Origin of the sequence: Phormidium sp. CCY1219 (genome assembly GCF_035615515.1) — a bacterium.
Lineage (GTDB): Bacteria > Cyanobacteriota > Cyanobacteriia > Cyanobacteriales > Laspinemataceae > CCY1219.
Genome location: NZ_JAJENT010000738.1, coordinates 1 through 12,896, shown reverse-complemented (window position 1 = coordinate 12,896; position 12,896 = coordinate 1). Strand labels below are relative to the sequence as shown.

General features: G+C 49.9%; 11 protein-coding genes. 9 read left to right on the top strand and 2 right to left on the bottom strand.

Features of this window, described 5'->3' with window-relative positions; translation table 11 throughout:
* Positions 1-221: 221 nt before the first annotated feature.
* Positions 222-1,682: a TIGR03985 family CRISPR-associated protein gene (locus LKK83_RS22380; protein ID WP_324633581.1), complete on the bottom strand. Its 1,461-nt coding sequence runs from the start codon at positions 1,680-1,682 to the stop codon at positions 222-224.
* Between the two features lie 61 nt (positions 1,683-1,743).
* On the opposite strand from LKK83_RS22380, the gene crn3 reads away from it, so the two are divergent.
* The 8 genes from crn3 (at position 1,744) to LKK83_RS22340 (ending at position 10,899) form a co-directional block, all read left to right on the top strand.
* A complete protein-coding gene (gene crn3, locus LKK83_RS22375) occupies positions 1,744-2,655 on the top strand; it encodes a CRISPR-associated ring nuclease Crn3/Csx3 (RefSeq protein WP_324633580.1) in 912 nt (303 codons plus the stop codon).
* A gap of 52 nt (positions 2,656-2,707) precedes the next feature.
* The gene (gene cas10 / locus LKK83_RS22370) at positions 2,708-5,017 is read left to right on the top strand and encodes a type III-A CRISPR-associated protein Cas10/Csm1 (protein WP_324633579.1); all 2,310 of its coding nucleotides are present in this window, start codon (positions 2,708-2,710) and stop codon (positions 5,015-5,017) included.
* Entirely contained in the window at positions 5,010-5,492 is a 483-nt protein-coding gene (csm2, locus tag LKK83_RS22365; RefSeq protein WP_324633578.1) for a type III-A CRISPR-associated protein Csm2, read from the top strand. The genes cas10 and csm2 overlap by 8 nt, the downstream gene beginning before the upstream one ends.
* A gap of 2 nt (positions 5,493-5,494) precedes the next feature.
* On the top strand, positions 5,495-6,460 hold the full coding sequence (gene csm3, locus LKK83_RS22360; protein WP_324633577.1) for a type III-A CRISPR-associated RAMP protein Csm3: 966 nt from the start codon (positions 5,495-5,497) through the stop codon (positions 6,458-6,460).
* Positions 6,457-7,566, top strand: a complete 1,110-nt coding sequence (gene csm4, locus LKK83_RS22355) for a type III-A CRISPR-associated RAMP protein Csm4 (protein ID WP_324633576.1) — start codon at positions 6,457-6,459, stop codon at positions 7,564-7,566. Before csm3 ends, csm4 begins: the two co-directional genes overlap by 4 nt.
* A gap of 149 nt (positions 7,567-7,715) precedes the next feature.
* Complete coding sequence (csm5, locus tag LKK83_RS22350) at positions 7,716-9,014, top strand: type III-A CRISPR-associated RAMP protein Csm5 (protein WP_324633575.1); 1,299 nt, start codon at positions 7,716-7,718, stop codon at positions 9,012-9,014.
* Complete coding sequence (gene cas6, locus LKK83_RS22345) at positions 9,008-9,769, top strand: CRISPR system precrRNA processing endoribonuclease RAMP protein Cas6 (RefSeq protein ID WP_324633574.1); 762 nt, start codon at positions 9,008-9,010, stop codon at positions 9,767-9,769. The genes csm5 and cas6 overlap by 7 nt, the downstream gene beginning before the upstream one ends.
* Positions 9,770-9,786: 17 nt before the next feature.
* Positions 9,787-10,899: a putative CRISPR-associated protein gene (locus LKK83_RS22340; RefSeq protein ID WP_324633573.1), complete on the top strand. Its 1,113-nt coding sequence runs from the start codon at positions 9,787-9,789 to the stop codon at positions 10,897-10,899.
* Positions 10,900-11,085: 186 nt separating this feature from the next.
* Here LKK83_RS22340 and LKK83_RS22335 read toward each other — a convergent pair whose 3' ends face one another.
* On the bottom strand, positions 11,086-11,193 hold the full coding sequence (locus tag LKK83_RS22335; RefSeq protein ID WP_324633572.1) for a DUF4351 domain-containing protein: 108 nt from the start codon (positions 11,191-11,193) through the stop codon (positions 11,086-11,088).
* Positions 11,194-11,442: 249 nt separating this feature from the next.
* Here LKK83_RS22335 and LKK83_RS22330 point away from each other — a divergent pair, with 249 nt between their 5' ends.
* The gene (locus LKK83_RS22330) at positions 11,443-12,711 is read left to right on the top strand and encodes a bifunctional sterol desaturase/short chain dehydrogenase (protein WP_324633571.1); all 1,269 of its coding nucleotides are present in this window, start codon (positions 11,443-11,445) and stop codon (positions 12,709-12,711) included.
* Positions 12,712-12,896: the final 185 nt, after the last annotated feature.

Here is a 12,896-nt window from a genome sequence, read left to right as displayed (position 1 = left end):
GACTGAAAGCCTTACAGGACAAATATTTGAGTCGGTTTCAACCCACTTGAGCTGTAAGACGGGGGATTTATCCCCCGTCGGGTGTTGCTGAAAGCCTTACAGGACAAATATTTGAGTCGGTTTCAACCCACTTGAGCTGTAAGACGGGGGATTTATCCCCCGTGGGGTGCTATTCGGCTACTTTCGCCTTTCGCCCGTGGGTTGAAACCGGCCTCAGTATCTCACTCATAAAAAGACAACTCCAACCTCGCCTCATCTGCCATTTGCTGGCGCAGAGACAGAGGCAAAATCACCTCTCCCTTCGGTCGCCAATCGCGCAAGCGCATCAACACATTGATATCCCCCAATCGAATCCAAGCGCGATAGTAGGCATCCTCGGGACTTCGCGACGCCAGCACCCGCAACAGCCGATCGCGCTCCTCGGTCTTGCTCGCATATCGCCTCACTAGCTCTCTCACATTATCGTAGGCCACCGGCTCGAAGGTGAGATGACGCACTGTATTATCCACATAGCGATCGGCAAAGCCCCGGGGAAAGCGCAGCAGCAGCAACTTGCGGGGCAGATAGAAATTAAACCCCCAAGCCCCCTCCAACTCTGCGGCCACCTCGTCGGATCCGGGCAACTCCCCATTGCGACGCATTTTCCGCAACATCTTCGGCACCTGGGGGTCCCCCCAGACCAACACAGTCAACCGGGGAGAGACAATCCGGTCCAAGCGGAAATTGTGCCATCCCATCTCCCCATCCGGGGTTTCCCCCCAGGCACTCAGGTACTTCGCCCGCCGCACGTAATGCAGGCAAACCGGATAGGTGCTCACCCAGCGCGTCTCCTCCCCGGACACCTCATATTCAAACCGCACCACCCCAGAAGAAGCAGTCCGCCACAGTTGTTCCAACTGCTCCTGGTAGGTATCTACCCGGTCTTGCAGTGCGGGCGGTAAGATGTAATCGAGATGGATAAAAATCCGTCGGGGCTCGCAGGCCCCCGCCCCGGAAATGTCAGGAATTTCTGACCCGGAGGCTTCCCAGAAGGATTGAATCAACAGCTCTAAATTCGGCTGAATAAACGAAATATCCTCCAGCAGGGGCAGCAGTTCGTGAAATTGCGCCGCCGACAAGGTGATGGGGGAGGCGGTGGGTTCGCCGCGCGGCCATCGGTGCGGCGGCGCGGGCCACTCCTTTGGGGGAAGGCATTTATAGCATCCCCGGGAGACCCGCTGCAACCATCCCAAGTCCGCCAGGTGCTTCAGGTCATCGCGCAGGGTGCGGTGAACCGTAGCGAAGGGGCACCCTTGCCCGATCGCCTCCAGTTGGGAAGGGGTCAAGCCGGTGAGACGGATGGTTTCTTCCCGCCAATCCCCCTCCCAGTCAGACTCGCCGGCCTCCGTGACCAACTCTTGGAAAGTTCGGTGACAGATACAGTCCCAGTCATTGCAAGCCGGCACTGACTGGTTTTGCGCCAGTCGCTCCCTGGTGGAGTGAGTGGAGGAAAACAGGCGATCGCGCAATTGCGAGTAAGCGAACCCCTCCTCCCAGTCGCGCCCCCAAGGAGACGGCGGACCATAAAGCTTGCTCAACAGCACCCACAATCGCAGCGATCGCACCATGCGATTGCCAAGCTGACCCGCCGCCAACCACTGCAAAATCTCCGGTGTGGGCGGATAGGTAAACTCCACAGCCATTGTTAGAATACCCCCTTTCTATATGGATGCTATAGTAGCACGAAAGCGTTAGGAAAGCACCATGAGTCACAGGGAGTTAGGTATCCAATTGCACCTGAGCAAACATCAAGCCCCCAGCGGGTTGAACTATCAAAAACTCAGCCTGGAACTGACCCGACGCGATCGCATCCTGTACCCCGAGGAACTCAGGGCGATCGAGCTACCCCCCGGCATCGACAGCACCCAAGGGGTCGTCATCAGCGGACGCGGACCGATTTGGTTATATGGCCACTTAGTCCACGAACTGCACCCCACCGCCTGGGTCGCCTGTCACGACCCGCGCAAAGGCGCAGTGGTCGTGGCGACCCACGCGCGAGAGGTGAGTATCGGGCAAGTGTTGCAATTAGAGCCGCCAGAGAGTACCCTGCACCCGGCACTCCTAGTGGTCGGTCCCCCGGATAGCGGCAAAAGCGTATTGTCCCACGCCTTGTTTCGCACCCTGCTGGCGATCGACCCGAACATCTACCTACAGCGGGCCAACTGGGATGGGGAAGGGAACTATGTTTTTGAATTGCCCGCAGATACAGACCCAGAGCAATTTAAAGCCGCTAACAAAGGCGGACTGACCCCAGAATTTTTCCCCGATCGCGGCCAAGCGATACTAAAATTGAGATTACAGAAAAATTTAACAATTGTAGATGTGGGTGGTATGGTACAACCAGAGAAGCAGCCCATATTAGAGGCTTGTACCCACTATCTGATTATCAGTTCCCAACCCGAAGCGGTGGAACCCTGGCACGAGTTTTGCCGCGATCGGGGAAATTTGATTCCCCTTGCCGTGATTCATAGTACATTAGACTCATGCGAAACCATTCACCAACAGCACCCCTATTTGGAAATCACCTGCGGCCCGTGGACCTGCGGGAGTGCCACCACCATACCGGCGGCGTTGATGGAACGGGTTAAAGGATTGCTCACCTCCAGCACGCCTTAATATTAGTTTGCCTGATGACTCTCAACTGTGTATTTAATCCCAGATAACGAGAATGACTTGTTTAGCTGATACAGATGCTTTATCCATTGCCCAACAGGCGGTCTGGATATTAGGCAATTGGGCAGGCGCTTCCCTCCCTTTACGCGATCGCGGCCCCGATTCCGAGGCGGTGGGGCGAGCGAAGAAGATGTTAGGATGGCCGACGATCGCACCGAGCGATAGTCCGATCGCGTTAAAACCCCTGCGTCTGTTGTTTGACGCAGTGAAGCTTTCCCAAGGGCAAGACCGACCCCATTACTGGCCGGCAATTTACCTAGAAGATAGCAACAACTATCCGCCGATTCCCTATCCGATCGCCACACAAGCGCCAGCGATCGAGCAGCTCAAACCCCCAATTCGAGCGGCGATAAATTCCCTGAGCGAAACTCACTGGAACCAACTGTCGGTGCTGATGTTAATTCTGGAGAAATTTGGCGCTTACCTGGGGTGGGGCGAAAGCGATAACGTGGCGCTGTTGGACTTAGCGAAAACCACCGCTACCGTTGCTGCTGCGCTGGCGCAACGCTCGGATGCCAGTGAGTTAACATTAATTGCGGGAGATTTATCCGGAATTCAAAAGTTTATTTATACGATTTCTTCCGAGGGTGCGTTAAAATCCCTGCGGGCGCGCAGTTTTTACCTGGAACTGGTCACGCAGGAGGTGGTAGAGCAACTGTTATCTGAATTGAATTTACCGCGCACCAATGTGATTTATGCCGGTGGGGGGAATTTGTATTTGCTGGCACCGGGTGATGATGGAAACTCGGTGAAAAATCAGATAAGCAAAGTGCGCGATCGCTGTAACCGATGGCTGCTAAAAGCCTTTCAGGGCAAAATATTTTTAGCTCTCGACTGCTTATCCTTTCCCGCCGATGCAGTGGGAACCAATGCATTTGCCCAAGTGTGGGAAAAAGCAACTAAACAACTGGCGGGACAGAAATCGCGCAAATTTAACCAGCAAATTTCCCAACTGCTCAAACCCACACCCGCCTACGAACCCTGTGGGGTTTGCCATCGAGACGATCTGCCAAGTCTCAAACCATTAAATCCGCACGAACCTAACTCTTGTTTGGCATGTTGGACTTGTCGCACCATGTCTGACCTCGGAGCCAAGCTATTTAAAACTCAGGCGATCGTGCGGGACAAACGTTCCACGATTAAAGGTGCGAAAGACCGATTGAGCATTGGGCAAAGCTACTATTACCTCTTTGAAAAATGGGAAACCGCCCAAGCTGTCGCCAACGAACAATCTACTGTATTTTTAATCAACGATTGGAGTTTAGAACGTTACAAAACAGGCAATCCCGTTCCCCTTCTCCTCGGAAACTACGGTCAGCGCAGCCAAGAACCCAGTGAAGATTCCCACAATCCGGGATTTATGAATGCCCGGGAAATGGCAGCAATTGCCAAAGGAATCAAACGAGTGGCTTCTTTGCGAATGGATGTAGACCGCCTCGGACAGATATTTGCCAAAGGATTGGGAGACAAGCAGACGTTACCCCGACTTGCCGCACTGTCGCGCCAAATGAGTTATTTCTTTAAAGTTTACTTAAACAGTTTGGCAAAGAATCGACAGGAGAATCTATCGGAAAACGCCAAACAACTCTCTGGCAACTCTCGACCGAACCTCTTGTTTATTTATGCGGGCGGCGATGACTTGTTCGTGAGCGGGGCGTGGAATGAAGTGGTAGAATTTGCCTTTGACGTTTACCAAGCTTTTCGCGCCTATACCGGCTACAATCCCGATATTACCCTTTCCGGGGGCATCAGCATCGACAGCGCCAAATTCCCCCTTTACCAAGCGGCAAATGCCTCGGGTAAAGCGGAAGAGGCGGCTAAAGAAAACGGTCGAGATAGCTTAGGGTTGTTCGCCCAAGTGTTCAAGTGGGACGAATGGCTCGGACGGGCTTCACTGGCGAATCTCGAGCTAAAGGCTCGGGAGGATTTAAAAGCAGAAGACCAGCCGCCAATTTCTGGCATTTTCCCCTTAGTCGAACGACTGGAAAACCAGCAAATCGAACTGGATTACGCTCGCAGCTTCGTTCGCAGCTTGTTAGCAACCGCTCAAATGCAAGAGCAAATGATTAAAGACATTGAAGAGAAGCGGAGGGTGCAAGTTTACCCGGGACAACTTCACGATATTCGGTACTATTTGCATTTACCGCGAATGGCGTACACTTTAGCGCGATTACCTCAGCATGTTAGGGAAAAGCCGGAATTTGCGCCGGTGCGAAAATCCCTCACTAATCCTTATAACGCGCCCTACTTTCGGGCGATCGGCACTTGGCTAGAACTGTTGAACCGCTCTCAATCCCATGACTAACTCTCCCAATCGACCCAATCCTTCGAGACCACGCACTGCTCGAACAACACCTAGATCTCAGGAAAACCAACGTCAAGCAACAAATATCACCCAAGAGATTATTGCAAAAATTGATGGGTTACAAGGCAGCTTACAAACCTATCCGATTCGCGACTTGGTGCATCACGCCGAACAATTTGGTCCCTATCTCAAGCAGCAGCGCTTAGAGACGAACCAAGTGCGAAAATTTTTAGATGCCATCAATCGGCTTAAATCCATCCTCGCTCAAGAAAACGACTTTTCCAAAATTGAAACAGAAGTAGTGCTGCTCAAGCCCAAATTAGCCTATGCAGCCGCTCGCGAAAAAGCGGCTATCCCATTGAGCAAAGTCATCTCAAAAGCCATTGACAAAGTAGACAAGGCAGAAGACTTCGAGCGCTTAGTGCAGTTCATCGAATCGATTATTGCCTATCACAAAGCAGAAGGAGGAAAATAAAAATGCCAGCCGCAACCGAACAAAAAGCATTATTGGGGAAATTTCGTCTCACCAGCACTCTGAAAGTCGAAACCGGACTGCATATCGGTGGAGGTGGAGAAAACCTCGATATCGGCGGATTGGATAAACCCGTGATTCGCGACCCCCTGACACAGCATCCTTATCTCCCCGGTTCTTCGATTAAGGGAAAATTACGAGCCATCCTGGAACGATTGCTCAACAAACCGCTCAACCGATTCGGAGGAAGTGGGGTTTATCGTTACGAGAGCGACGATTTAGAAGAGGGCTATACGGAAATTGACGGGCAGCTTATTCACTATGAAGGCGCGTTGACTTGTCCGATTAGTCGAGTCTTTGGTTCCACCGGTGGGTCTAACTGCTGGGTTAAAACTTCCATTGCCACGAGTCAGGGATTGGAGCACAGTGGTACGCGCACGATCGAGGGGGAAGAATATACCAAAATCAAAGGGCGAAACGCTCCCGCTCGTTTGATTGTCCGGGATTGCCATTTGCTCCCGGAATCAGCCGACAAGCTGAAAAAAATCGATACGGGATTGCACATGACCGAGTGGAAGTTTGAAAACAGTATCGATCGCATTACTTCAGCGGCGAATCCCCGTCAGTTTGAGCGGGTTCCTGCAGGGTCGGAGTTCAAGTTTGAACTGGTCTATACGGTAGAAAATCCGCAGCAAGCGGAAGAAGATTTGCGAAACATCGCGATCGCCTTGGCAATCCTGGAAGATGACGCCCTCGGGGGACATGGGTCTCGCGGTTACGGCAAAATCAGTTTTCACAACTTTGACTTTTTCTATCGCAGCATCCACCAATACCGCCTGATTGCGGGCGGGGGTGGCGGTTCCCTCCAACCGATTAAGCAAGTAGAAACCACTCCAGAACTGTTAGAAAATTTCAACAGCTTAAATGAAGAAATCCAAAATTTGTTACCGGGAGAGGATGACGAATCGTGAGCGTTTGGAAATTAGTCAAACTCAAATTTGGTAACAGTCCGGTTCACTTTGGCGAAGTGGGAATCGGACTGGAGGAAAGCAGCGATCGCATTCGTTCCGATGCCCTGTTTAGCGCTTGGGTGAGCGCCTACGCGCGACTGTTTGGCAAAAATGCGGTAGAAGAATTGTTGCAGCGGTTTCTCAATTCCCCTCAACCGCCCGTGCGGATGAGTTCCACCTTTATTTACTCCCAAAGCGATGGAAAAAACGAGATTTACTACCTGCCTCGTCCCCTAAAATTTCCCATCAACTACCCTGACAACGATTTGGAGTTTTTCAAAACTTACAAAAAACTGACTTATCTGCCGATTCAGGTGTGGCATCGCTGGTATCAAGGGGAAGGATTTACAGACAGCGATGCCCGAGAATTGATTGCCCACACGAAAAAAGAACCATCGGATAGTACCGCATTAAATCGCGCCGGAACGTTTAACTACAACGATACCTCGAAAAGAGCGAAGCATCCCAAAATTGCGGTCGATCGCGTGACTGCAGCAACCAACCTTTACCATACCGGGTTCGTGCAATTTAAGTGGGAGCAACAGAATAACGAAATCCGCAGTTTATCCGGATTGTACTTTTTGCTTGAGTTTCCCGAGGAAGATAAACCCTTAGAAACCAACTTGCGCGCCGCCCTGAATCTCCTAGGCGAGGAAGGAATGGGAGGACGGCGAGCGAGCGGTGCGGGACGATTTGAAGTGGAGTGGGAATCTTCCTTACCTGATGAGTGGCAAAAAATCCTCAATCCTTCCTCGGAGATGAGTCTTCACTGTGCGATCGGTTTGTTTTGGGATGACGATGAATCGGTTTTGCAGCAGTTAATAACAGAGAAATGCAGCTATGAAATTCAAGAGCGCCGGGGGTGGATTTCCGGTTCTCCTTCGGGTCGCAATTTGCGCCGAAAATCCGTGCAAATGTTTCTCGAAGGCTCGGTTTTTCCCCGTCCTCCGTTGGGTAAATTGGCCGATGTGACCCCGGGAAATTTTACCAACCACAAAATCTATCGCAATGGCATCGCCTTGAGTCTTCCGATTAAAGTCAAGCGGGAGAAAATATCGCGCGGTTAATCAGTGAAGGGCGGGTTAATTTTGCCATTTTAGGGAAAGGAAAAGCCCGCTCGTTAAGTGCAATTTTGCAGTAAAAAAAGCGCGTTTTCCGGCGAGACATAGCGGATAGTTGTTTTTTCTCCAGTTTGACGCCGAGTTACAATTGAACAATGGTTACTCATCAACATCCCGATATTCAAAAACCCAATGTTTGCGAGGCGAAGCGGATTCGTCTTATTAGTCCGATATTGCACATCGGCTCGGAAGTACAACGCTTAAATCCCTTTGAGTACGTGCAAACTTCCAATCGCGTTTTTCTGCCCAATCCAGAATTCCTGGCAAAAGCGCTCAAACAGCGCGGTTATTTGGAAGATTACATTACGGCGATCGAAAATCGCGAAAGTATTGTAGAATTGTTAGAAAATGCGTTTGGTAACAACTGGAAAGGGGCTAAAACTCCGAATGGCGAACCAATTTTTTTAGATGGCTTTATCAATCGCAAATGGCCAGAGGAACAGGTAACTGACCTGCGACCAATGATTAGAAATGGCATGGGACAGTTTTATATTCCCGGGTCTTCAATTAAGGGAGCCATCCGAACGGCGATCGCCTACCACCTGCTGAAACATGCCCAACAGTATCAGGTTCACCAAGCCCATCGGGTGAGCGCGATCGAGCAAACCCTGCGGCAAAAACTCCAGGGAAATGGTCTTTCCAAGTATAACCAAAAACGCTTGGATGACCAGTTGTTTGAAAAAAGTTTGTTTTGTGATTTTGACTTAACCTACCAGGGAAAGGCCATCCGGGCAAAACTCGGACCGAACACGGATTTTATGCGAGCAATTCACGTAAGCGATTCTCAGCCGTTGGTGGAGCATAAAGTAGCCAACAAACAAGGCAAGGAAATTCCTTACAACATTCCGGTGGTAGCTGAAGTAATAGTATCCAGTCACTTTCCTGGCTATAAAGCCAAGTATCGCGCTTCGATTTATGCAGAAATGGTGCGAAAAGTGCGAACGGAGTTTACCCTTTCCCTAGATACGGAAATGCTCTCCTGGTTCTCCCACAAGCAAGGGATGAAGCTACCCTTTCAAAGCGTTGACGATATTTTAAGCATCTGCCAAGAATTCGCACAAGGGCAATGGGATTTTGAACATGATTACTGGGATGACATCAAAACCAACCCGAAGGCAATGGATCGCAATTTAGACTTCAGTCAAATTCGGGAGATTTACGAACCGGAAACCTGTCCCTACCAATTGAGGTTGGGGTGGGGGAGCGGAATGCGGGGGACGACGGTTAACTTGCTGCTTCCAGATGACTTAGTTGCAAATATCCGGGACGTTTGCGGTATTTCTGCGCCGGGATTTGAAGCCCCGAAATCCAGACGCACAGTGGTCGGTCCGAGAGGAGATATCAAATACGTTCCGGGATGGGTGAAGTTTAAGGAGTTGAACAAGGAATGCTAATCCGATCGACCTGGACTCTATCTGTGGCGCAACCCACGGTTTTACGTCGTTCTTATCATTTGGAATTAGTCAAAGAATTGCATCGGCGCATGGGATGGGAGATGGCTGGAAATCAGACACCTGTAGTTGCTTTTTCTGGGTTGGTGGGTTATTGCAGCACTTCTAAGGAATTTTGTACCTTTCAACCGGAGGAAGCGTACCGTTTATCCCTGTGCGGATTGAACGAAATGGCGGCTAAAGCGATCGCGGATCTGGAATTATCGGATACCCTGGAATTTCTCGGGTCGGAATTTACCGTGAGCGATCGCGAAGACGAAATCTCCAGTTACGAACAGCTTTACACCACATTAGTCGCCAACGAACCGGAACCGCTCCGGAAGTTTAACCTACAATTTACCACACCCACAGCTTTTTCACAACAACAGATTTATTTACCCCTACCAGTTCCCACGTTGATGTTCCAAAGTTGGTTGACCCGGTGGAACGAATTTGCTCCTGTTTACCTTGGAAGTGACGAACTGATTGCCTATTTAAGTCAAGCGGTCGTGCTTCCAAAACACAAAATTAAGACCCGTTTGTTTCATCTTCACCGCAACTTTATCAGTGGCTTTATCGGCGAGGTTAACCTGAACGTTCGCAGCCGCGCCGATCCATTATTGGCCAATGTGGCTCACTTGCTCTTGCGCTATGCCGAATTTTGCGGTACTGGCATCAAAACCCGCTTGGGCATGGGACAAACTCTCGTCAACGAATAGAATGCAAGGAGAACCTAATGAGAACTACTCTAATTTGTACTGTAGGTACCAGCTTGTTGAATAATCTCAAACGAGCTGAAGAGTCTATCAAGGAAGTTTGGGAGTCCAAAAATTGGAATCAACTCTCGTTGTTGCTGCTAGAACGAGAGAATACCGACCGTTTGTGTGGGGCAGAAATCAACTCCATATCGCGTATCTGTGAGAAAGGGTTCCTCGCTGACCGCCTGCGTTTGATTTTTCTCGTCTCTGATACGGACGATGGCAAAGCAATGGGACAACTGCTCAAGCTCTATTACGAACGCACTAAAAACCCTTTGCAATTTCAACAGGTTGAGGTTCGAGAGCTAAAAGGCTTGCGCGATGATAATGTGAAAGCATTTACCCAAGAGGGATTAAAAAACCTGGTGCGCGAAATCAGCACCGAGGTGCGAAATTTCTCCCCAGAAGCGATCGCCATTAATGCCACGGGCGGCTACAAAGCCCAGATTTCCTTCGCAGGAATGATTGGCCAAGCGCTGGAAATTCCAGTATATTATCTATTTGAAAAGTTCTCCGAAGTCATCGAGTTACCACCGCAACCCGTGGCTTTGGATCTGGCGTTTTGGCTGAATCACTATCTGTTATTCGAACAGCTAGAAACCGAGCAAATCCTTGACAAGTCGCAAGTTGAAGAGAACTTGGATAGCGAGTTAGTGCAGTCCCTCCTCGACGAGGAAGATATCGACGGTACGGTTCACCTCTCCCTGTCGGCGATGGGCGTTCTGTTTAACGAGCGATCGCGCCTCCAATTTGCCAAACAAGAAACTTCGATTTTAGCACTCATTCCTCAAGACGATACCGACCCCACGCGCAAACCTATGAAGTTGAGTGACGACCATCATGGGAAGGATGTCTTGGCGGCTTTCGCGAAAAAAATCCGCTGTTCACCCTATGTTACCAAAATTGTCAATTCCCTGTCATTTAATCCCAAGTTGAAGACACCAATTCGGCGAACTTATCCAAATGGAATCGTCGAATTTGTTTTAACTTGGACCGATCCGGGTTACGGGTTGTGCATTCAAACTACTGGGCGGAATTTGGCTGAAACGAATACGATTGCTTTACACCTGCAAAAAGAGTTTACTTCCTAAAATCCGAGCAGCGAAAAGGTTTTAACCACTGCGATCGGGCAATCAAGGGAGGTGTCTATTCATTGGGGCGATGCGTTACCCCCGATATTCGATTGGGTTATTCCAGTCGGAATTGACGGCGGGGGTAACGCATCCTACGGGTATTTATTTCTAATGAGAGGGATGCAAGATATCGGCTCAAACCCTTTAACCGGTGGTGCGATCGCGCAACCAAGCAGCTAAGTCAGCTTCACTGGAAAAATCCAGCAACCCCTCGCTTACTGCTTCTAACTGCACCTTTGATAACTGTTGCACCGCCAAATCTAACTTTCATCTCTCTCGCCTCAACCGGAACTTTTTTGGCGATTACTCCTGCAAAAATCCGCATCAGTCAAAACCCAGTGGGGGGATTGTCTGTTTCCGTCACCCCGCCCCCACTCCACCGGATCGCTCTATAATGCATGGGCGCGCTGACTTTTTCCTATCCCCAATGCACTACAGTGTAAAATTGTCTGTAAACTGCTGTAAAGACGCTTGTCTTGAATTCCGTTGGAGTAGCAAAAAATGACTGTTTGGATCGCGACGGTTGCTTGGGGAGTGGGTTCCGTGTTATGGGCAGAACTGGTGCGCGATTTGTACCACACTTTGGCTCATATTTTCCCGCCTCTGTATCGGTTGCACGTTTGGCATCATCGGGTATTTCGTCCCGATTTAACTCCCGCTAGCGATAAAATCTATCGAGACGCGCACTGGCGCAATGACGTGCCAGAAGCGCTGGTAATGTTGTCGTTTGGGATTGGTTTGTGGGCAGTGGCGCATTTTTGCATGCCCCAGCAGCAATGGGTGACACTGGTGGGTTGCGTTTATACCCTGGGATTTTTAGGTAGCGCGATCGCCCGGGGCGCTGGAATTACTGGGGCAGATGAATTAACCGATTTGACTCATCAACCGGGTCCTTTCACTGCGCCTCCCTCCCGCTGGATGGTGAACCGTACCTATCACTGGCGGCATCATTTCGACAATCAAAATGCTTATTTTTGCGGTACGTTTACTTTTGTGGATAAACTGATGGGCACAGCATTCTCTTTGAAAGGCAAAACGGTGGCGGTAACTGGGGCATCGGGAACCCTCGGGCGATCGCTGCTGCAACAACTTCACGGGGCGGGGGCTAAAATTATCGCCCTCACTTCTGGCAATCAACCGATTACTTTAACCCACCAGGGTGAAGCATTAGAGGTGAAAACCATTACCTGGAAAGTTGGTGCAGAATCGGAGTTGGCAGACGTATTGGAAAAGGCGGATATTCTAATTCTCAATCATGGAATCAATCCGCATGGCGATCGCACCCCGGAAGCTATTTCCCTCTCCTATGAGGTCAATACCTTCTCTTCTTTGCGTCTGTTAAATCTATTCTTTACCACCGTTCGTACCAATCAAGATATTGCTCGCAAAGAAGTATGGGTCAATACGTCAGAAGCGGAAGTTAGCCCTGCGTTTAGTCCCTTGTACGAACTTACCAAACGGGCGATCGGGGAGTTGGTCACTCTGCGCCGTCTGGATGCGCCTTGTGTGGTGCGAAAACTGATTCTCGGTCCGTTCAAAAGCAATTTGAATCCCATTGGTGTGCTGTCAGCAGATTGGGTTGCTGGGCAAATTATCAAGCAAGCGAAATCCGATGCTCGCAATATCATTGTCACGATAAATCCCCTGACATTTGTGGCGTTTCCGCTGAAAGAGTTTTTTGTCTCTTGGTATTTTAAGCTGTTTAGTCGCAAAGCTGTTTCCGATATCTCTGGGATGGAATCTCAAGCGGTTGTCAATACTCCGAAATAAATTATCGGCTATTGTCGGGTGGGTGTTGTTCACCCGACAATTTGATTTGTCGGAAATTGTCGGGAATTGTCGGGAATTGTTGGATGTTGTTGAAATTCGGAGCCGATTAAAATATTGACTGTTGGGGGATAATGGTGGTAAAATGGAGGTAAAGTTCCCTGGTTCAGGTAGGGCAATTAAGCAAG

What these genes read in the sequence shown, in the direction of transcription:
- LKK83_RS22380 (WP_324633581.1), bottom strand. Translation starts at nt 1,682, where the DNA reads ATGGCTGTGGAGTTTACCTATCCGCCCACACCGGAGATTTTGCAGTGG.
- crn3 (WP_324633580.1), top strand. Translation starts at nt 1,744, where the DNA reads ATGAGTCACAGGGAGTTAGGTATCCAATTGCACCTGAGCAAACATCAA.
- cas10 (WP_324633579.1), top strand. Translation starts at nt 2,708, where the DNA reads ATGACTTGTTTAGCTGATACAGATGCTTTATCCATTGCCCAACAGGCG.
- csm2 (WP_324633578.1), top strand. Translation starts at nt 5,010, where the DNA reads ATGACTAACTCTCCCAATCGACCCAATCCTTCGAGACCACGCACTGCT.
- csm3 (WP_324633577.1), top strand. Translation starts at nt 5,495, where the DNA reads ATGCCAGCCGCAACCGAACAAAAAGCATTATTGGGGAAATTTCGTCTC.
- csm5 (WP_324633575.1), top strand. Translation starts at nt 7,716, where the DNA reads ATGGTTACTCATCAACATCCCGATATTCAAAAACCCAATGTTTGCGAG.
- cas6 (WP_324633574.1), top strand. Translation starts at nt 9,008, where the DNA reads ATGCTAATCCGATCGACCTGGACTCTATCTGTGGCGCAACCCACGGTT.
- LKK83_RS22340 (WP_324633573.1), top strand. Translation starts at nt 9,787, where the DNA reads ATGAGAACTACTCTAATTTGTACTGTAGGTACCAGCTTGTTGAATAAT.
- LKK83_RS22330 (WP_324633571.1), top strand. Translation starts at nt 11,443, where the DNA reads ATGACTGTTTGGATCGCGACGGTTGCTTGGGGAGTGGGTTCCGTGTTA.